Below are 20716 nucleotides of genomic sequence, written 5' to 3'. Positions count from 1 at the left end.
AAAAAGAAGCCCCAATCTGGAGCTTCTTCGGTCAAGATGCCAGTGCGCGGACACCAGCCAGCACAAGGCCAATCAAAAAACCGCATACGGCACCGTTCACACGAATCCATTGAATATCTTTCCCTATTTTATCTTCCATCATCTCAATCAGCGTCTCATTATCAAGCTTATCAAGATTTTCGCGCACGAGCAGGCCAATCTTCGAATGGTTGCGACCAATAAGCGTAACCAACTGACGCTTTGTCCACTCCTCCAGACGGTCTAGCAGCTCACGATCTTTCTTTACATCCGCAAGCAAACCTGATAATAGTGGTAACGCCTGTCCATCAAGAAATGCATCTGTCTGTACATACACAAGAGCCTTCTCTTTAAGCCGGGCAAGCATATCCGCAATTCTTTCTTCCAGATCAATGTGGGTAAGAATCACTTCCTTAGCACGATCAACTGTTTTTAGCAGTCCCTCATGCTCGCCTGCTTTCTCTAATTCGCCCCGTATATAGAGAAGAACGGCCTGCCGATTTTTGTTTCCTGGGCGACGCAAATCATCACAGCCACGCACGATCAGATTCTGCAGGATACTACCAAGCTTCTCTTCATTTAACATACCGGCAAACGATTTAAGTGCGAACTGCATAAATCCGTCAAGCTCCAGGTTGTTCAGCGCGGAAAGTGCCATCGAGCCAAGCTTATGCTTTGTTTCCGTGCGCACCGCCCAGTCCGACGCCCGACCTACAGCAAAATCAAACAGCTTACTGTCATACTCCCCTGTGACTGCTTCTTCAATCAGGCGATCCAGCAGCTTCTTCGCATCGATGCTACGGATGTAATCCCGCCCCATCTGTGCAAGTACCGGCACAAATACAGCCGTATCCACAGAGTGAATCACCCGAACCACTACCGTTTGCACGGCTTCCCGGAACGCTGAACCTTTCATCTCACTTTCCAGCAAATCAAGCAGCTTGTCCGTAATATGAACTTCACGAATTTTGGCCTCAATGCTTTCTTTTGTGAGCCAGTCATTCTCCAGGGTATGAACAAGCGCATCCGTAATCCGCTTACGGTTGCGCGGCAAAAGGGCAGTGTGTGGAATCGGCAGTCCCATTGGATGGCGGAACAGTGCTGTTACAGCAAACCAGTCTGCGAGTCCCCCAACTAATCCGGCTTCGAATCCCCCATTTATAATTCCGGCCACAAGCCGATCATGGAACGGGAGCGTTGCGGCAAATCCCGCCCCCATAATTCCCAGCGAGATACCTGCAATATATTTTGCTTCTTTCTTCATACTCCATCCTCTTCCGTGTTTTTTTCTAGCTTACCATATCTTATCCGATCCTTGTATTCCTGCCTGCATTCATGCATTGCATTCCCATTTATGACATGATATAATGAAACCATCTTGAATAACAGTTGATGAAGTTTCCAATTCACATCTTATAAAGGGTGAGATTTTTGGGAAGACACTCTTTATAAGTATGTGAATTTTTTATTTGCCTCGGTGAATAAAAAACTACATACTACTAGTTATCATTTTGGAGGTTTTTTACATGAATACAGGTACAGTTAAATGGTTTAATGCTGAAAAAGGTTTTGGATTTATCGAAGTTGAAGGCGGCAACGATGTATTCGTTCACTTCTCTGCTATCCAAGGCGACGGATTCAAATCCCTCGAAGAAGGCCAAAGCGTTCAATTCGAAATCGTTGATGGCAACCGTGGACCGCAAGCTGCTAACGTTGTAAAACTGTAATTTATATCTGTAACAGCAGATTATAAAAGAAGCGGGTGAGAATCTCAGGATTCCACCCGCTTTTTGCATATTGCATGTGGTACTTTTTGGATATATAATGTTTTAGGGATTAGATAGGTACCTACAGGGAGGAAACAGAATGAAAGACGGGAAAATTAGTATTGTCGTAATCGGGGGCGGGGAGACAGGGGCTCCGCTTTTAAAACAACTTGCAGAAGCTCCATTTGTTACAGTACTTGGAGTGGCCGACCTTCAGGAAGATGCACCGGGCGTCGTATTTGCCTGCAATCAGAACATCCCTACTACGACGAACTTTATGGAACTCGTAGAACGTGGAGAAGAAGTCGATATTATTATTGAAGTAACCGGCGTGCCTGCCGTACGCGAACAGCTTCGCACATTCATGCAGGAATCCAACAACAACCATACGATTATTATGCACGAAATGATTGCCGTTCTTATGATGTCATTATCTCGCGGCTCTTTGATTGATATGAAGCATGGCGAAGTAGAATACAACTAAGTATTCCGCATTTGCCTATTCTCTTCACCTCTTGCCTGCTCCCGCATATCGTGAAAGTAAGCACGTACACGAATGCGGGGAGGGAACCGATATGGACGAACAGAAACCATCAGACAAGAATGCAGATTTCACACGCTCGATCGCTGATCTACTTGTAACGGATGCACTCAACAGGCGTGGCATTCGCCTGAACCGGGAAATTCCGGACAAACAAAAAGAGCAGCTGAAACGAATGGTAGAAAGCTTGCAGACGCAAGTTAATGATTTTCTCGCTAAAGAAAAGGAAGCAAAGAACGACACTAACTAATGAAAAAAGCCAGACCTATCAAACTGATAGGTCTGGCTTTTTTCATTACTCCACTCTATGAACCCTAGTAATTTTTGTATGTTTTCATCAGGCTATTTGTCTATACCAACTCTATAAAACTTCCATAGGATATAACAAATCCAAACAAGGAGGAAGATAACAAATGACAAGAAGACACAAAAAGGGTTGCCGTTGCCGTCGCCATCGTCGGGGTATTCGTTCTGTAGGAGTAGTACGCGGTGGGTTTCGATTCAATGCACTTCGTGACTGCCGCCATCCACTTGAACGTGACAATGCACGAGTAGAACAAGAAGCTGTTCAAAAATCCGACACCATTCAAACATCTGATGAGGTAATTGTCGTCCGCAACTCTTGTGATGTTAAAGTAACAACTCGTGACACAAAAACCGCTGTCAACATGCAACACTCACTTCAATACGCTATCGCAACTATCATGAGTATGTCAATCGCAGACGGTAATGTAGCGAACGAAGTTTCACAAGAACTGTTCCAGAAAGCATTCGTGAAGCAATCAAATCACCAAAGAACTCTCATCGAAAATTCCAAAGGTGTAACAGTCGACACAACAGACACTGATGTGTCTGTCAACATCCAGATGCTTTCACAAATGCTCTGTGTCCTTATCAAAAAAATGAACCTCTAATAATCATCTGAAATGGATCGTGTATCCAACTTATAATAAAAGAACGCCTGGTTTCAGGCGTTCTTTTATTTTTCGGACGTTCTGTACTATCCATAATTTTTTATCCTAAAACATTCTGAATAAATCTTTCTAAATCAGTAACATCGGTAATATTCTTATTACATTCATGACTGTTAATACACATATAATTACCAACGGCTTTATAATAATCAGGCGAATTAGATACTCTTGCTTTGGATATCGCTGAAACTAATGCAACTTCTCCGTATCCTTTACATAACGAGCACATGTCTTTCCTATTTGTGAGGGTGTATTTACCCTCCACACCAATTATTTCTCCATTCAAGTTATAAACAATGAACAACTTATTTGTAGATATATCAATCCAACCAAGGTACGTTAACGAATGGAAATCGATCGTTCCTAAATCTGGCACCTTTAGTTTCTTATTCTTGGGGAATAATTTCTTGATCTGTTTTTCTGTAACTCGTGGAAATTCCACCAAATATGGTACTAAAGAGCCTAGATACTCCCGAAACTCTTCCTCGATTTTTAGTGTAGAAATCTTCTCCATCATTTGTTTTTGTATATCCGTAGCATCAGGAAACAATTGTACTATTTTAGACTCTTAACTTTCTCCCTCCAGAGCGTGTACCCCATTTTTGATAAGTTGTTTCTGGTTTAGGAATATATATGGTTTGGCCTTGAACATACTTTTGAATTTCTACTAGTAGCTTTTCGGGTAAAATAGCGGTTGCTTTTACATATTTCATTTCTGCTAGCCCCTTATTCTTTTTTAGAATGAAAATAAGGTGCAAAGCCAAATACTAGAAATGTGATATAAGCTCACCTGGGCGATTTTATTTCATCCACCCCATGCAAAGTATCGTCTTTCCAATACTGGGCTTTGCATGAGACGCTGCAGACTGTGGCAATCTAATCTGATTTGCCATCTTTACACCCCCAAAAAAAGTTTTGTGACGTAATCATTATAAAATAAACGAAGCTTTATTTCGAGTTCACATTACCGTATCGCAAAGTATTTTAATTCCGGTTTTCATATCCTCCATACTTGTATACGAAAAAGTCATTCTAATATGCTGTTGTGTTACTTCATGGGGAAAGAAAGCAGTGCCGGGTAAGACAGAAACCCCTTTTTCGTAAGATTTTCTTACAATATCATCAGCATTTTTCCCTTTCGGCAATGTCAGCCAAATATTAAGACCCCCTTCTACATTTCCCCACTTTAGATCGTGAGGTCCATATTTATCTAAAGTATTCAAAGCTACTTTCAGGCGCTGCCCTAATTTTTCTCTTACAATACTGAAATTTTTATCTGCTAAACCTGATCGTAAGTAGGCAGCTAATGTATATTGCGATAATAATGATGTACCTGAATCATGTAGTGATTTCATCGCTAATAACCGATCAAATATCCGCCCCTTCGCCGAAAGAGTTGAAATTCGGGCGCCGGGAGCAATTGTTTTACTGAAGCCTTTAATATAAATAACGGTACCTCTCGTATCCATTTCATAAATCGATACAGGAGGTGGAGCATTATAATAAATATCACTCCAGGGATCGTCTTCAAGTATGAGACATTGATACGATTCAGCAATATGTAATAATTCTTCTCTTTCAGCTTTGCTCATGACTCTTCCGGTTGGATTATGAAAAGAAGGGATGATATAAAATAACTTCGGCGTCACTTTGTCACATAATTTAATTAATTTATTAAATTGAATTCCCTTATTATCAGTGGGAATTTGTATAATCCTAGCCCCCTGCACGCGGAAAACATCGATCGCTGCCGGATAAGTCGGGGCCTCCATGAAAACAACATCTCCTGAGCCAACAAATGTGCGTGCACAAAGATTTATGGCTTGTTGTGATCCTCCCGTTAATATAATTTCTTGCGGATTTTGATTTAAATAATCACCAACAATATTTCGGACCTGCTCCTCCCCTTGAACATTCCCATACGACAACAACATGGACGGATTTTGTATCAGCTCTTCCTGAACTCCTTTTATCAGATCGTCAGACGGAAGAAGGTCAGGATGAAGAGAAGAAAAAGATAGCGAAATTAATTGATCAGGAACAAGCAGCCTGCTCGTTTTGTGAAATTGAGCCCGTGGAACATAATCTACCAACATACTTTGCCAGTCCCATTCATTAGGCGTAGAACGATCTTCTATATTGGATTGTACGTATGTCCCTTTTCCGTGATGCTGTACAATCCATCCTTCTGCTTGTAATTGATGATAAGCGTTTACTACGGTCATCTGACTTACATGCAGCTGCTTAGCAAGCTGTCTTACTGATGGAAGTTTTTGTCCAGGAGATATAAGATTCGATCGAATGCGATCCTGAAATCCCGATACAATTTGACTAATCAGGGATTCACTGTCTTCTCGATTAATAGGTATATGCATAGTACTCTCCCCACCACTGTTCTATTTTATAGTTTACTGTTCTGCTACCCCAAATGCTATATTGCACATAAATCCACAAAATAGGGGGACTAATCATGAATACACTTACTTCATGTGATGTACAGGTTTCAGAAATCATCCAAAAAGAATTTGAACGCCAGCAATCCCGTATTGAATTAATTGCCTCAGAAAACTTTGTTAGTCAAGCTGTATTAGAAGCTGTAGGAAGTATTTTAACGAATAAATATGCGGAAGGGTATCCAGCCAAACGTTATTATGGGGGATGCGAATTTGTAGACGTGATCGAGAAAATAGCACAAGAAAGGGCAAAAGATTTATTTGGTGCCGAATATGCAAATGTCCAGCCACATTCTGGATCACAGGCAAATATGGCCGTTTACTTCGCGTGTTTACAACAAGGGGATACAGTATTAGGAATGAATTTATCCCATGGTGGCCACCTTACACATGGCAGTCCTGTAAACTTTTCTGGTAAGCAATTTACCTTCATCGAATATGGCCTAAATCCAGAAACGATGCGGATCGACTATGATCAAGTACGGCACTTAGCGCTAAAACATCGACCAAAGTTAATTGTTGCCGGAGCAAGCTCATATTCTCGGGTTATTGACTTTGAAATATTTGGTTCAATCGCAAAAGAATCCGGAGCACTTTTACTGGTAGATATGGCTCATATTGCTGGACTTGTTGCAGCAGGACTTCACCCAAGTCCCGTTCCCTTCGCAGATTTTGTAACAACCACAACACACAAAACATTGCGCGGGCCTCGCGGAGGAATGATTCTATGTAAAAAAGAACACGCGAAAGCGATTGATAAATCTATTTTCCCTGGAATGCAAGGTGGTCCTTTAATGCATGTCATTGCTGGTAAAGCTGTTGCACTCAGCGAAGCATCACAACCAAGCTTTAAGGAGTATGCAAAAAATATTATCGTTAATGCTCAAACATTAGCTGAAGAATTAACAGGAAGAGATTTTAATTTGGTATCTGGAGGTACTGATAATCACCTTATTCTTATTGATATAAGAAACTACAACCTCACAGGTGAAGATGCAGAAAAGATATTAGATGACGTGTGGATTTCCACTAATAAAAATTCAGTACCGTTTGATACGTTGAGTCCATCTATAACAAGCGGCATCCGTGTTGGTACACCAGCTGTAACAACACGCGGAATGAACAAGCAAGCCATGAAGGAAATTGCTAGTTTAATGGAACAAGCTCTCAAGAATCCATATAATGAAACGATTAAACAGAACGTTCGTAACCATGTCACGGAACTTTGTGCCACGTTTCCGATATACACTGAGCTATGCAAGTCATAATAAAAATCAAACTCAATTTATAGTATAAGGCGAGAAATCAGCTATCCTTTCTGTAAAACTACACAGAGAGGATAGCTGATTCTTATTCAGAGAATTACATAGTACGTGCAGTTCGTCGATCTGTTCCAACCTTGCCTCTATATTTGCTCCAGTGTGAAACCAAGATCCTTAAACGCTAAAATCCGATGCAAATGAATGAGCTAACCAAAAATTCCAAATCTAGAACACAGAATAATTAGTTTATTTAAAAAATTTCTTTTATGACATAAGTCTATTATACTAATATAAACACTATGATCATTCACTTTTGTTACAAATGGAGGTTGGCTGAACATTGAAGATTAGAACCAAACTTATTGGGGCACTCGTTGTCCTAATAGTTGCGCTTATCAGTATAGGCATCTATCAGTTTGTTACATCGAGCAAGATTCAAGAAAAAACGAAAGAAATGCTAGAAATCGAACAAATGCGCGTTACGCTTAAATCGATTCAATATCGCCTTACGGGTATTTCCAATGATGAACGTGCTTTTCTGTTAACAGGAAAAGCCGAATATCCACAAGAAATCAAAAAGAAAGCAACGGATATTACAACATACATCACGCAACTCGGTACTCTTTCAGCATCTCTTTCCGAAGATAAACAAGGAATAGAGGAGATAAATAAACAGTACCAAGCGTACATAACCGCAAATGAGCATATGATATCAACGTATAATCATGGAGATAAAATTCAAGCATCCCAGATCCACTTTCAAGAAGAGCGAACCATTCGCAAAAAAGGACTTGACCCGGCCGTCGATAATCTAGTTAAAGCCACTGAAAAGCAAACACAAGAACATCATCTAACATTACAAAGAACAGAATCCAATCAAAGAATTCTGCTTGGAAGTGTGATCAGTCTATTGATCGTATCCGGATTGATTATCGGATTTTTCATCTTGCGCTCAATCATTCAACCACTATACTTGTTGCGAGATCGGTTAAGTGAGATTGCAGAAGGCGGGGCTGATTTATCTCAACGTATCGTATTAAATAGAGGGGATGAACTCGGAGATGTTGCTGCATCTTTCAATAAGATGGTAGGTAATCTTCACTATTTAATTCAACAGTTTGAACAAAACGCCAAGCTTGTCGCTTCTACTTCGCAGGAAGTCGCGGCTAGCGCCGAACAAACAAATCGAGCTACCGAACAAATTACACTTGCCGTACAGGAAATAGCAACTGGCCTTGACCGACAAGTGGAAGACGCAGACCAGGCAGTAAGAACGGTATCCGGCATTTCTCAAGCAATAAAAGAAGCAACACATTCTATCGAAACCGTAGCTGACATTACCCTATCAGCTGAAGAAAAGTCAATCAACGGCACAAAGCTGGTTCAACAAACTCTTACGCAGTTACATCAAATGCAGCAGAGTGTACAAGCTACCGCAGGAGTTATAAATGGATTAGGAGAAAAAGCAGAAGAAATCACTACAATTATTGGCATCATGAGTAAGATTGCTGCACAAACGAACTTGCTCGCTCTCAACGCTGCGATTGAAGCAGCTAGAGCAGGCGAACACGGCAAAGGATTTTCTGTCGTTGCTGATGAAGTACGAAAACTAGCTGAGCAATCCAGTATTGCAGCTGATCAAATTCAGTCTGTCATTCATGGCATTCAGAATGAAACAAAGCACGCCATTGAGTCCATGCACACGGGTACTAAAGCTGTTGAAACCGGCTTGCATATGGCGGAACAAACCGGTTCCGCTTTCCATAGTATCGCTGATACAATAGACACGATTCAATCATGTACACGTGATGTTGTTTTATTAATGACTCAGGTTAGCGAATACTCGCAGACAATGATGCCTCAGATTATGGAGATCTCACATTTGTCCGAAGAAAGTTCAGGCATGAATCAACAAGTTGTAGCCGCTACGGAAGAGCAAACCGCCTCCATGGAAGAAATAACGACATCAGTTAATCAGCTTAACCTCATGTCACAGGAATTACACAGACTTACACACCAATTTAAATTTTAATCTACACACACGAAGCCTTTCTTTGTAGAAGGGCTTCGTGTAAATACTACGCTCCAAAAAACTAAAAAGCCACTCCGGAGAGTGACTTGGTGAGTGCGATCTACTTGGAATATCCCGCTACTAATGCAGCATACGCTTGCTCATATTCTTCTCGCAGCTCCGCCACAACGTCAGCAATCGACATCGTCTTCTTAATTGCTCCTACCCCCTGCCCTGCGGACCAAATATGTTTCCACGCCTTTGCTTCTGTTTCATCTACTTGTGAAAAAGAGAAATCCATCGATTCCTTCCTTTGCAGATGATTCGGATCAAGCCCTGCATTACGAATACTTGGTACGAGATAATTAGCATTTACACCACTAAACGCATCCGTATAAATCAAATCTTCCAGAGTAGATTCTTGCAGCATATTTTGATACGCCTCACTTGCAAAGCTTTCAGACGTAGCAATAAAGCGTGTTCCCATATACACCATATCAGCACCAAGCACTTCCATCGCCAGAATATCCTGTCCACGAGAGATGCAACCGGCTACAATCGTAATGCCATCCCAAAATTCTTTTACCGCTCCGAGGAAAGCAACCGGATTAAGCGTTCCCGCATGTCCCCCGGCCCCATTGCAAACAAGAATTAATCCATCGATTCCTATCTTAGCTGCTTTTCTAGCATGAGTCAGATTGATCACGTCGGAAAAAACGAGCCCTCCATATTCATGTACGATATTCACAACTGACTGAGGGTTTCCCAGTGATGTAATCACAATCGGTGGCTTGTACTTCTTGATCAATTCCAGATCGGCTTCATACCGCTGATTCGTCCGATGTACGATAAGATTTACCGCCCAGGGAACCACCTGCCGTGCGGTATCCTCACATGCCCCCTGCGCCAACTCTTGTGTAATATGCTCCATCCATTGTTCTAAAATATCTGTCGTGCGGGCATTCAGGAGCGGAAATGAGCTGATAATCCCGGCCTTGCATCCCGCAATAATCATTTCCGGACTTGAAACCAAAAACATCGGGGCCGTTATAACAGGTAGTACGAGTCGCTCTTTCAGCTGCGCGGATCGTTGTTTTGACACTTGGTTCATCCCCTTTACCATCACTTACTCATACTTTTCTGCTCCCGGTCTGGTATATCCTGCTTCAAGCTTGACATGAAAAAGCGCCTGTAACAACTCAGGCGCTTTCTCCATCATTAAAATAAGCGACGGCGACGGCAACGGACGATAATGCGGCGTCCATTACACAAGAATCGAACAGATTGACCTTCATGCAGAATCACGACTCGTGTACGTCGGACTGGTCGGCGGCGAGGACTCATGAGCTTACCTCCTCTCTCTTTCTTCTTTATCATATGCCTGTTCATATAATAAGGAGAGAGGCACCTGCACAATACGATGAGAAAAGGCGAATACCTTCTCCTCACTTATTTTTGCAGAAAAATGAGAGAGCTTCTCTTGCAATCTTTCTTTTATGAAGTATCATTGAAATATATTGCTTCCGCTATCATACAATAGAGGAAAATTGAACGAACTTATTAAAGAGAGAATCAAGGGGGAAAGGTTATGAAACGGAACACCTGCCTGGCAGCAGCTCTGCTGCTTACCGGCCTCGGGACAACTCTCTCTGCCATTCCGGCCGAGGCAGCTGCCACAGGGAGTATGCCTTTAACCATACAATCTGCAAGTAAAAGTCAGCTTACACCTGCCGTCCAGAAAACACTGGATCGGCTATTTACAATGGAACCAAAATTAAAAAAGCTACAGCTTAAAAACTGCTCTACATCTGACCAGACCGGCATTACAACGATTCGTATGCTCGAAGGAGAGGATCCAACGCCCTTATCGAGTGCCTATATCGATATCCGTAGTAAGACAGGCGAACTACGAAGCTTTTCTTTCCAATTTCATGATCGAAGCTCGTCTTTAGAACCTTCCGCTTCCTTCGCCAAAGAACAAGCACAGAAGTTTCTATTTAATTGGTTCGGCTCGAAACAACTGTCCCAATTCGGAACTCCTGTCTCAAACGGCCGAGGCTCCTCGTCTATTCAATACCCGGATGGGACTAAATCGACATGGGCACACCGAACTGTCGAATTCCCGCTACTCATTAACGGAATTCCAACGTCTACGGGCGGCGTCGGACCGCGTATGGATGTCGATGCTACCGGGCATGTTGTACGCTTTGAATACAATCCGCCATCCCTTTCGCAAGCTGTGTTGCCTGATCCAAAGGATGCACTCAAAACGGATACGTTGAAAAAGCATCTGTTCACGCCGGAACGTGTATCCCTTTCCTATGTGGAACAGCAGCCTTCCTATACGCAAGGAAAAAATGGGATAAAAACGATTCAACCCGTGCTTCGCTATGATATGAATCTCCCGGTTGCAGTGAACGCTTTTACCGGCAAAGCGGTTGACCTTGTAACAGGTGACGTACAGAACGAATCGGAAAATCGGTTTGAACCATGGAAACAGATATCTCTTGCACCGGCGGAACAAAAACTGCACGCTTCCTCTCAGGAAGAAGCAGCCCATGTTCTCCTCAACGTATGCGGAGTAGATGTAAGCGGCTGGAAGGTGGATGAGCAAGAGCAGAAGATCGTTCATCCTCAATATGTCAATACGGCAGTAGCTTATACGTGGTGGAACGATGATACGAATGCCGCTGCTAATGTTATGATCGATAAAGTAACTAAACAAATTCTACATGTAGATGTAACGAAAACAGGTCAGGAAGATCAGATGGTCACAAAGGAAGAAGCGTTCGAGAAAGCGGCTCAATTTATCCAAACTTATGTGTCCACTACTGCTGATTCCATGAAAGTCTATTATTTTCATTCCAGTGAAAAGGAGACTCTCCCATTCTGGGCAGACAAAACAAAAATCCAGACTTTCGTACAAGAAAACCAGATGGGAGAGTATGAGTTCCGCTTTACTGAGCAGAAAGACGGAATTCCGATACGTGACCGCTCTAGCTTTGTTACCGTAAATACAGCAGGCGAAATCACCAGCTTTTCTTTATCACCCGAGCGCCCGGCTCCTAGCCTGCCGCCTGCATCTTCTCTCGCATCTCGCGCTGATGTAGCCCGCACGTTTTCTCAGAACACAAAGCTTATGTTAGAATATATGTGGCCTGATTATTTCGGGCAGCGAGCCCCGTCTCCTGTACTTGTATACCGCATTACAGGACCGATTCCAGGCGATTCCTATGTGGATGCCCGGACCGGTACCTATACGACGGTTCCCTTCGAATCGGACAATTACTAAACATGAAAAAAACGCTGTATAGCCCCCCGGCTCTACAGCGTTTTTTAACGATCAAATAAGAGTGATTTACCTAGTGCTACATATTCACGCAGCCACATTTGCGTACGCACAATCGGCGGCGTTGGTGCAATTAATATATCCGCCTGCATCCCTTCCCGCTCTGCCAGCCATAACGCCCGGTACGCATGAAAATCATTCGTCACAAGCACCACACGATTTCCTGTCAAAAACTTATGCGAGAAGCGAATATTTTCCGCTGTGGAAGTTGACTTATCTTCTAGCAGAACCCGTTCTGAGGCAATGCCATTCGCAAGCAAAAACTTCTGCATGACACTCGCTTCCGTGACGTCTTCGCCTCTTCCCTGCCCGCCGGATACGATCGCTTTCGTCTGCGGATTGGCACGCAGGTAGGCAAGCGCGGTTTCCATCCGGTTTTGCAGCGTCCAGGACATTGTCTCTCCATGCACTGCAGCGCCCAGCACAATCATATACGGAATCCCAGGCTCTGCATGACGACTTGCCGCTTCTGTCATTTTTTCATAGGCCCATCCAATATACCCGGCCCCAAGCACCAGAAGAAATAAAAGAAAGCCCACAATTTTTTTTGTTTCCTGCTTCGCATACGAACTATCGTCCCCTTCAGCACATTAGGAAGTAAAACATATACCTCTTTCAAGAAGATCGGTAAACTCCCGTTCTGGAAGTGGCCGACTATAATAATAGCCCTGCACCTCATCACATTCTTGTTCACGCAAAAAGCGGAGAACCTCCTCCGTTTCCACTCCTTCTGCCACCACAGTAAGTCCCATACTGTGCGCCAGATGGATCACTGCTTTTACAATCGCCGCATCTCCCGCATCCGTCGTAACATCCTTGACGAAAGAACGGTCGACTTTTAATGCATTGATCGGGAATCTCTTCAAATACCCGAGCGACGAATATCCCGTTCCGAAGTCATCAATCGCAATCGAAATCCCGAGCTGATGCAGTTCGCGAAGGGTAGACAGACTCTCTTCCACATCATTCATCATGCTGTTCTCTGTCATTTCAAGTTCAAGATATTCCGGATCAAGCCCAGTCGACTGCAGAATCATCTCGATAAGAAGTACAAAATCCGGCTGTTGAAATTGGATGGCTGATACATTCACAGCCACACAAAGTTTAGGGTATCCCGCTTCCATCCATTTTTTGTTCTGGGCGCATGCCATTTTCAGTACCAATTCTCCAAGTGGGATAATAAGCCCCGTCTCTTCCGCAATTGGAATAAAGGATGCAGGAGAAATATAGCCTTTTTTCGGATGATTCCAGCGCAAGAGAGCTTCCATCCCCGTCAACTTTCCGGTATCAATGTCCACTTTAGGTTGATAGTACAGCTCAAACTCCTGGTTCTCAAGCGCGCGACGCAAGTCAATCTCAAGCCGCAAATGATCTTCGTATGTAGCGTTCATTTCAGGTGTATAGAAACGATACCCGTTACGTCCATGATTTTTGGCATAATACATCGCCGTATCTGCGTTCTTCATTAACGATTCCATATCAAGCCCCGCAAAAGGATAGATGGCAATCCCAATACTGCACGTAATGAAAAACTCATGATGATCGAGCGGAAATGTTGTCCGAAACGCATAAAGCAGTTCACGCGCGACAATCTCCGCACTTGCTTTCGCGTCTACTTCCCGGATAAGTACAACAAATTCATCCCCACCCAGGCGGTACACATGCCCATCTCCAGTCATATACTCAATCAGCCGTTCTGCCACATTCACAAGCAGCTTGTCCCCAATACTATGACCAAACGTATCATTAATCTGTTTGAAGCGATCAAGATCAATAAACAGCACAGCGATTTCATAATCTGCTTCACTCGCTTTTTGTAAGGCGCGTGTCAGATCTTCTGTAAACATCCTGCGATTCGGAAGTTTAGTTAAAGAATCTTGATACGCCATGCGACGAATGATTTCCTCTGCACGCTTCAAATCTGTAATTTCACTTGTGGAACCAATAATCTCAATGACATTGTTATTTTCAATAATCGGTGATAATGTGGTATGGAAATCACGATTCATATAGCGATGATTATAGATCACTCGCTTGCCGTCAAATGCCTCAAGATTATGCTGATCCATAAGTTCTGCTACCTCTATAGGAAACACGTCATATGGAGTTTTGCCAAGTACATTGCCGGTACGAAGACCGAGCTGACTAGCGAGCTTTCCTTCAAATAAAGTGTAAACCGGCACACCATTTTCATTGCGGTGGAGCTTGAATACAATGTTGTGAAGCGCATTTACTGTGCGAATAAAATCGTTTTTCAAACCCTCGCGGAGCTTTTCTTCTGCCATTTTCCCTTCTGTAATATCGGTACGAAACGTGATATAGCGATACGGCATACCGTCATCATCAAGAAGCGGGACAACGGTTGTTTTGACCCAGTAAAATGTTCCGTCTTTTGCTTTATTCTTTACTTCTTCGCTCCATACTTCGCCTCTGATAATAGTGTCCCACATCTTCTGAAAAAATTCTCGTCCGTGGTACCCTGAATTCAACAAACGATGGGTATTTCCGATCAGTTCTTCCCTTGAGTATTTCGATATTTCGCAAAATTTTTCATTTGCGTATATAATTTTTCCGGCTGTATCCGTCAGCGCCACAATTGTTGATTCATCTAGTGCTCGCCATACATCTGCAAAGTTATTCACAAGTGTATGAATCTGCTCCATGGTTCCGTCATGCTTGTTCTGATGCGTTTCATTTTCTGAAATAGATGAAGTGAATGCATGTAGTTTTTCAAGAATAAATTGATTGTCGAAAGCAGTATCCATAGAAGCACCTCTTAGCTTAGGAAAAAAGTCATCTTACTCTTTAATACCACATATCGGAATAAGTTTGCAACCGTAACAGTGAAAGAGTCATTTATTTTTCAAAGTAATTTCTAGCATCTAGCCTTCATCTGCTACGGTTTTTACTTTTGCCCCATCGCCCGGTATCTACAGTTCTCCTTTTATTTTTGGTTCTACCTGTAGTATTTTTGTTGTATACGAAAAGTCCCCATAGCAATATGGATACCGAAAGTTTCCCTGATCATCACCGCATTTGTATACATTCGGCGCTTTTTTTACTTGAATCGCAGAGTACTGTCTGGCCAGTTCTTCGGAGTGCTTCTGGCCATGTGCAGCCACAAAGTCAATATAGCCAGGCCCCATGTTGTACGCCTGAATAATCGTCGCCATATCTACATGCTTCTTCTTACCATATATATACACGTTATGAAAATGACGAACGCCCTGCCGGATGCTTTGTTTGGGATCTGTAATGGTGTTCGGCGACAATCCTGCTGATTCGGATGCCTGCATCGGGTCTCCACCTTTGCCCTGGCTTTCCTGATACATCAGTGCTAACAAGACATCGGTTTGCTGCTCCAAACCGTACCGCGTCAGCTCGCTATGCAGGGCGGGCTCATATTTTTTTACATGCGCATACGGATCAATCTGTGGTGCTTCTCCTCTACTCCATAGGAAAATCATCAGACCAATCATACCTACTGCGGCTATCGCAATGACTAGCATAAAATTCCGAGTCCACTTTTTTATCCGGTTCATTGTCCTCTCCTTTATTCTGTGTCTGTTTTCTTATACGAATAGACCAGAAAAAAGTAGCACGTATTTTTTAAAAAATATGGTAAAATATTCTACAAAAAAGCCCTGACCTAAAATAACAGTCGGGCGAATTCTGCGTTGCGGCGTGCCTGTTCTTCCACATCCGCGAGATCATATTTTTTAAGCAAGTGAAACACTTCATTCAACTCTTCCTGCGTACGGGATTGTGCGAGGTATAAAGCAAGCGCTGCGGTACTATTCTCCGGCAGATGCGGCTTGATTGCCTCGTATTTTTTTTGCACATCTTCTATTGTGTGATCAAGATTGCACGTGTTTTTCTTTTCCATATCGTTTCCTTCTCTCTCATTTGATTATGTGAGCCTGTCATGCCCGTCCCCCTCCCTGCATATAGTGAAGTGAACCACGTAGAAAAGGGGGCATCTTATGACAGCGCTTCTCTGGCCCATGTTTGCAGGGCTCGGCCTGTTCCTTGGCGGTATGCGCCTGATGCGGCTTGGCTTATTGGAGATAACAGGCGATAAGCTGCAGCGCTGGCTGCTTACCTTCACCCGCACACCATCGCGCGGTATGCTCACCGGGACATTGATTACCATGCTTGTCCAAAGCAGCAGCGCGGTTACGGTTATTACGATCGGGCTTGTAAATGCCCGGCTTTTGACATTTCCTCAGACGGTTGGGATCATCCTCGGCACGAATATTGGCACCACATTCACCACGCAACTGATTGCCTTAAATCCGCATAAACTTGCACTTCCGCTGTTTATAATCGGAGGCGTGATGTATTTCATCCGCCATACGTTTATCAAAGCACTGGGCGCATCATTAGCCGGGTTCGGCTGTATCTTTCTTGGGATTCGTATGATGCAGGCCATTACAGGGCCGCTACAGGAAAGTAGTTTTTTCCTCTCGACCCTTACCGGGGAACACGCCTCAAACTTGAACGGAATTATTCTTGGAGCAGCTTTTACTGCGCTTTTGCACAGCGGTTCGGCAGTAACGGCGCTTACGATGGGCTTCTTGAACGAGCATGTGTTGTCGCTTACGATGGGCATTGCCATTATTCTTGGCAGCAACATCGGCACGTGTGTGACTGCTGTACTGGCCGCCCTCGGGAGTTCGGCAGCGGCTAAACAGGTCGCCTGGGTGCATGTTTTCCTGAATGTTGCAGGTGTTCTCTTATTCTGGCCGTTCATTGAACCGCTTGCCGATCTGGTACGCATGTTGACCATGCATCCGGATGTGCAGATTGCCCATGCTCAGATGATCTTTAATGTTGTTTGTTCCGTGCTGGCGCTCCCATTCTCTCACTCTATCGCCCGACTTGCCCGCACCTTTATAAAGGACAGGTAACGCCCACTATTTCTAAATGCGTTGAACAATTGGAATTCAGCATTTCATTTCATGCTGTTTCCTCATTGTTATACAGAGCCGAGAATGCTTTTATTTTCGCATTCTCGGCTCTGTCTGTCCAGAATTCAGTCTAAGTTCGCAAACCTTCAGCCTCCTCCCACGAAGCTATTCCTCCATAAATCGAATCGGGGCTGCTTCTATGATTTCGAAGCCTCGTGTCTTCCAGTACTTCACAAAATCCTCTGTACACCGAATGATCACGCCGTTTTTCTCGTTCCGCATCACATAGCCGACTCTTTCTTTGGTCAGATCATCAAGATACTCACTCATCTTTCACACCTTCTTTTGCATTTTTGTAGTCGTCCGCTCTTCTCATTATGTATGACTTCCCTTTTTCGGCTTCTTGTAGAAGGGCTTATCTTATCTCACCATCATTTATATTGTCTTACACTTGTATAATAGTACTTTTAAGTAAAGTTTTCAATTTTATTATTTTGTGTTTATTTATCTGTAATTCGGTATATACCTTTTCTAACCTTAAAGAAGAGGTGGTATATGTGAAGTTACCGGAGAGAGTCGGAAATAGGATACGCGAACTTAGGAAAGCGAAGGGTTGGACACAAGAACAGTTAGCCGAGGCGGCATCTCTTCATTACAGCTATATAGGTGGGGTTGAACGAGGGGGAAGAAATATTTCGTTAGAAACGTTAGATAAAATCGCTACGGCTTTACAAGTACCTGCCTTAGAATTATTTCGTACTGAAGAATATACAAACCGTCAACAAGCATTAGATGAACATATGGTTATGTTAAGTAGCAGACGTACTTCCGAGATTACGCTGCTAACCAAAATTAACAAAGATATACTTACCGCAATAGATGTAAAATCAGAATGAATTCTCCCGTCCCATATAAAAAACGAAACAGCCCCTACGCCCAAAAATGGGTGTGATAGGGGCTGTTCGCTTGGAAAGGCTATTCTTCCGTTTCCGCTCGGTACATTTCACCGAGTCCTATTGACTCGTAATACCCTCTCGTAACTCTTTCCATCTCAGAAAGGCAGTCTTCCCGCTGATTTTCAGGAACGTATGTGAGAAGAACTTTTACTATCGCTCTTTACCCTCGTCTTAGACCGCTTCGTGACTACTTCCTTCACCGCAAACGTATCCTCGCTCTGCTTTTTAAACTTTTTCGTCTCAGGGTCAAGCTCACGAACAGAACCCATCCCCTCACGAGTAATCGACTCGTAGATCGTCCTTTTTCGCCGTTTGGCATACGTGTAGACGGTAGGAGTCGATATGGAAAATCCTTCACTTCGTAGCCATTCGGCACACTTATTCGGACTTATTCCCTCATCTAGCATCCCGTCCAAAATCGGACTCTTTTTCCACTTCAAAAGCTCGTCTAGTTTAACCGCCATTATGATCACCCTGTATCACGTACTCGTATTATTTAGGAATATAGGGTGAATCGTTCGGCGGTTTTAAAACGGTTTAAAATAGTGTGCCAGTTCAATCACACGGAAAGGTGGAATTTTAAACCGCCCACACGCTACTTTTAAAGTTCACTTACCTGCTTCGCTTGCTTAAATGGTTACGGGCGTTTTTAACTGGGTCAATTTCCATTTTATCATCTCGCCCAAATCTTCTATCATATTAGGTTTTAAGAAGGCTCTTAGGGTGATTTTTGGACGTTAGAGCGTCCCTTTTTGGTCATATTGGGGATAAAAATTTTCTCATCTCCTGTTTGTTGCCCCCCATTAAACAAAAAAGACATAGTTAGGAATAATTCGGCACTGGGTAGCCCCACCTTTACCTGCTTTACCATTGTCTTACTCCTTCAATTTTGAACATACAAAAAGGCTCATTCCTCCTCATCGTTTAAGTTGGAATAAGCCTTTAAGAGTTTATCAAGCGTGTTTGCAAAGTTCTTTAGCGTTTGGTTTGTTGATGTATTGTACGATCTAAGCGTTAGATTATAAATCTCCTACTATCCTCTCTATTCATCTTCAACAGTAATAACTTCTAATTCCACACCACTCGCTATATTATAAAGTGCCTGACAAAAATCGTCTCCTAAACGGATAAGAAAATCATCGTTTCCACCATAAAAAGCTCCTGATGAAGAAATATACCAAGTCATATCCATAAGTGGGATTTCTCCAACGATAACAAATGATTCGTTACAATATCTTTCATATCTTTTCGATACTTCTCGGAAAATTGAGCTTGCTGCATCAATTGGATTAATAGTCAAAGTTAAATAGCTGTCTGATCTTCTAGGATTTTCAAATTGGATTATCAAACCACCATATTCTTTTAGAAAATCAACTGCACTCTCAAAAACATAATATTCTTCATAATTCAAAAAATTAAAGTATTCGCTAATATCCACTTCTCGTCCCTTAAACCAGCCTGCTTTCTGAAGTAAATCTCGCACCTTATCTTCCATGATTCCGCTCCTTGTTATTTAATAATCGTAATTAATTTACTGTACATCGAATCACAGTTCAAACACATTTCTTTAAATTCACCAGACTTAATGTTGATCGTATACATTTTCAGATCGGTAATTTTATTTCCATTTAATAGAGCGTGGTTAATGGTATTGAACTCTCCACAGTTATCTAATGGATAGTTCGTTTCAGATACCCTTTTACGATCAATAATCTTCTGTAAGTCTGGATGTGTTTCATTTAACCTAGTCGGGTTATTTTTTGATCCACTTATTCCATAAAACATCTCGCCTGTCTTTTTATCTACTGCGACGCTCAATACTTTTGCGTCAATCTTTCCACCAGTCGTCTTCCGAACTGTTCCATTAAGGATACTATTTCTCAAGCTAGAGGCATACTGTTTTGCAGCATCATCTACATTTTTTAGATTTAAGACTTGTGCGCTAGCTTTTGAATTTGGATTAGGTACGGTTTTACCCGTCCCCTAAGTTGTAAAACTACAACCTCATAAAGGAAAGGTAGGTACTGTAATAGTCTAGCTCTCGCCTTCTATTCTATCATCCTGCCTTCTGCTACTCGACTGCAGGAATGAGCTGTCCCTGTGTATAAACTGGCACGTTATCAGATTAATGAAGTTCCTCTACATAAGCAATCATTATGCACCCTAAAAAATTACAATTAGCTTAGTATGGAATCTTATTATTTTTCTTACCCTAGTTGTCGATGTATGATTAAAATTCTTGCATGAAATATGAATTATCGAAAAACATGAGATAACGAAGGTTATGATTTTGAAAACAAGAACGATAGGAGGTGAACATATTGAGGATGAAATGAAAGGATTGCAAATGAGGAATAGCTTATATATTTCAAGACATTTCATGATGTACGTACAAAGAAATCAAGGAAATATCGTACAGGCATTATTGAGGTTATGTTTGTTAATAGTGAAGGAAATAATCCGCTAGGTACTGGGC

23 protein-coding genes and 1 pseudogene are annotated in these 20716 nt (G+C 42.6%); 9 read left to right on the top strand and 15 right to left on the bottom strand.

Translation table 11 applies throughout. The annotated features are described in order from the left end of the window. Positions 1–31 precede the first annotated feature (31 nt). Positions 32–1282, bottom strand: coding sequence for a DUF445 domain-containing protein (locus CB4_RS07020; protein WP_096464424.1), 1251 nt, complete (start codon positions 1280–1282; stop codon positions 32–34). 262 nt (positions 1283–1544) lie between these two features. Between CB4_RS07020 and cspD the strand changes: the two genes are divergently transcribed. The 4 genes from cspD (at position 1545) to CB4_RS07000 (ending at position 3239) form a co-directional block, all read left to right on the top strand. Beyond that, the gene (gene cspD / locus CB4_RS07015) at positions 1545–1745 is read left to right on the top strand and encodes a cold-shock protein CspD (protein WP_096464422.1); all 201 of its coding nucleotides are present in this window, start codon (positions 1545–1547) and stop codon (positions 1743–1745) included. A 139-nt stretch (positions 1746–1884) separates the two neighbouring features. After that, positions 1885–2268, top strand: a complete 384-nt coding sequence (locus CB4_RS07010; RefSeq protein ID WP_096464420.1) for a Rossmann-fold NAD(P)-binding domain-containing protein — start codon at positions 1885–1887, stop codon at positions 2266–2268. A 91-nt stretch (positions 2269–2359) separates the two neighbouring features. Further along, a complete protein-coding gene (locus tag CB4_RS07005) occupies positions 2360–2575 on the top strand; it encodes a hypothetical protein (RefSeq protein WP_096464418.1) in 216 nt (71 codons plus the stop codon). A gap of 163 nt (positions 2576–2738) precedes the next feature. Further along, the gene (locus CB4_RS07000) at positions 2739–3239 is read left to right on the top strand and encodes a spore coat protein (RefSeq protein ID WP_096464416.1); all 501 of its coding nucleotides are present in this window, start codon (positions 2739–2741) and stop codon (positions 3237–3239) included. Between the two features lie 100 nt (positions 3240–3339). Here the strand turns inward: CB4_RS07000 and CB4_RS06995 are convergent, their stop codons facing one another. The 3 genes and pseudogenes from CB4_RS06995 to pdxR form a co-directional block, all read right to left on the bottom strand. After that, positions 3340–3816: a FusB/FusC family EF-G-binding protein gene (locus CB4_RS06995; RefSeq protein ID WP_096467663.1), complete on the bottom strand. Its 477-nt coding sequence runs from the start codon at positions 3814–3816 to the stop codon at positions 3340–3342. 52 nt (positions 3817–3868) lie between these two features. Further along, positions 3869–4012 (bottom strand): annotated as a pseudogene (locus CB4_RS06990) (hypothetical protein); the annotation flags it as partial. A 246-nt stretch (positions 4013–4258) separates the two neighbouring features. Continuing rightward, complete coding sequence (gene pdxR / locus CB4_RS06985; protein WP_096464414.1) at positions 4259–5674, bottom strand: MocR-like pyridoxine biosynthesis transcription factor PdxR; 1416 nt, start codon at positions 5672–5674, stop codon at positions 4259–4261. Between the two features lie 95 nt (positions 5675–5769). Here pdxR and CB4_RS06980 point away from each other — a divergent pair, with 95 nt between their 5' ends. Both CB4_RS06980 and CB4_RS06975 read left to right on the top strand, forming a co-directional pair. Then, on the top strand, positions 5770–7020 hold the full coding sequence (locus CB4_RS06980; protein ID WP_146226628.1) for a serine hydroxymethyltransferase: 1251 nt from the start codon (positions 5770–5772) through the stop codon (positions 7018–7020). Positions 7021–7354: 334 nt separating this feature from the next. Further along, the gene (locus CB4_RS06975) at positions 7355–9046 is read left to right on the top strand and encodes a methyl-accepting chemotaxis protein (protein WP_096464410.1); all 1692 of its coding nucleotides are present in this window, start codon (positions 7355–7357) and stop codon (positions 9044–9046) included. Positions 9047–9146: 100 nt separating this feature from the next. Here CB4_RS06975 and CB4_RS06970 read toward each other — a convergent pair whose 3' ends face one another. Both CB4_RS06970 and CB4_RS21830 read right to left on the bottom strand, forming a co-directional pair. Then, positions 9147–10127: an NAD(P)H-dependent flavin oxidoreductase gene (locus CB4_RS06970; protein ID WP_373681367.1), complete on the bottom strand. Its 981-nt coding sequence runs from the start codon at positions 10125–10127 to the stop codon at positions 9147–9149. Positions 10128–10243: 116 nt separating this feature from the next. Further along, complete coding sequence (locus CB4_RS21830; RefSeq protein ID WP_258365653.1) at positions 10244–10369, bottom strand: hypothetical protein; 126 nt, start codon at positions 10367–10369, stop codon at positions 10244–10246. A gap of 244 nt (positions 10370–10613) precedes the next feature. Here CB4_RS21830 and CB4_RS06965 point away from each other — a divergent pair, with 244 nt between their 5' ends. Then, entirely contained in the window at positions 10614–12317 is a 1704-nt protein-coding gene (locus tag CB4_RS06965; protein WP_096464408.1) for a YcdB/YcdC domain-containing protein, read from the top strand. Positions 12318–12361: 44 nt separating this feature from the next. Here the strand turns inward: CB4_RS06965 and CB4_RS06960 are convergent, their stop codons facing one another. From CB4_RS06960 to CB4_RS06945, 4 genes are all read right to left on the bottom strand, one after another. Next, positions 12362–12889 (bottom strand): YdcF family protein, encoded by a 528-nt coding sequence (locus CB4_RS06960; protein ID WP_231956177.1) that lies wholly within the window; start codon positions 12887–12889, stop codon positions 12362–12364. A gap of 75 nt (positions 12890–12964) precedes the next feature. Beyond that, positions 12965–15139 (bottom strand): sensor domain-containing protein, encoded by a 2175-nt coding sequence (locus tag CB4_RS06955; RefSeq protein ID WP_096464404.1) that lies wholly within the window; start codon positions 15137–15139, stop codon positions 12965–12967. A gap of 165 nt (positions 15140–15304) precedes the next feature. Next, positions 15305–15916, bottom strand: a complete 612-nt coding sequence (locus tag CB4_RS06950) for a lysozyme family protein (RefSeq protein ID WP_096464402.1) — start codon at positions 15914–15916, stop codon at positions 15305–15307. Between the two features lie 107 nt (positions 15917–16023). Further along, positions 16024–16260 (bottom strand): group-specific protein, encoded by a 237-nt coding sequence (locus CB4_RS06945; protein WP_096464400.1) that lies wholly within the window; start codon positions 16258–16260, stop codon positions 16024–16026. A 97-nt stretch (positions 16261–16357) separates the two neighbouring features. On the opposite strand from CB4_RS06945, the gene CB4_RS06940 reads away from it, so the two are divergent. After that, positions 16358–17284 (top strand): Na/Pi cotransporter family protein, encoded by a 927-nt coding sequence (locus tag CB4_RS06940; RefSeq protein ID WP_096464398.1) that lies wholly within the window; start codon positions 16358–16360, stop codon positions 17282–17284. A gap of 165 nt (positions 17285–17449) precedes the next feature. On the opposite strand, the gene CB4_RS20870 is transcribed toward CB4_RS06940, so the two are convergent. Further along, a complete protein-coding gene (locus CB4_RS20870; RefSeq protein ID WP_157737845.1) occupies positions 17450–17614 on the bottom strand; it encodes a hypothetical protein in 165 nt (54 codons plus the stop codon). Between the two features lie 227 nt (positions 17615–17841). On the opposite strand from CB4_RS20870, the gene CB4_RS06935 reads away from it, so the two are divergent. After that, on the top strand, positions 17842–18180 hold the full coding sequence (locus tag CB4_RS06935; protein ID WP_096464396.1) for a helix-turn-helix domain-containing protein: 339 nt from the start codon (positions 17842–17844) through the stop codon (positions 18178–18180). Between the two features lie 182 nt (positions 18181–18362). Here CB4_RS06935 and CB4_RS06930 read toward each other — a convergent pair whose 3' ends face one another. The 4 genes from CB4_RS06930 to CB4_RS21470 all read right to left on the bottom strand — a co-directional run bounded on the left by CB4_RS06930 (position 18363) and on the right by CB4_RS21470 (position 20124). Then, positions 18363–18704: a hypothetical protein gene (locus CB4_RS06930; RefSeq protein WP_096464394.1), complete on the bottom strand. Its 342-nt coding sequence runs from the start codon at positions 18702–18704 to the stop codon at positions 18363–18365. Positions 18705–18958: 254 nt separating this feature from the next. Continuing rightward, positions 18959–19111, bottom strand: a complete 153-nt coding sequence (locus tag CB4_RS20865; protein WP_157737843.1) for a hypothetical protein — start codon at positions 19109–19111, stop codon at positions 18959–18961. A gap of 171 nt (positions 19112–19282) precedes the next feature. Beyond that, on the bottom strand, positions 19283–19735 hold the full coding sequence (locus tag CB4_RS06925) for an SUKH-3 domain-containing protein (RefSeq protein ID WP_096464392.1): 453 nt from the start codon (positions 19733–19735) through the stop codon (positions 19283–19285). Between the two features lie 14 nt (positions 19736–19749). Further along, positions 19750–20124 carry a hypothetical protein gene (locus CB4_RS21470; RefSeq protein ID WP_231956176.1) on the bottom strand — a complete coding sequence of 125 codons (375 nt, stop codon included), beginning with the start codon at positions 20122–20124 and terminating at the stop codon, positions 19750–19752. Positions 20125–20716: the final 592 nt, after the last annotated feature.

The sequence above is a fragment of the Aneurinibacillus soli genome (assembly GCF_002355375.1).
In the GTDB taxonomy this organism is placed as follows: Bacteria; Bacillota; Bacilli; order Aneurinibacillales; family Aneurinibacillaceae; genus Aneurinibacillus; species Aneurinibacillus soli.
This window is presented reverse-complemented; position numbering and strand designations above follow the sequence as displayed.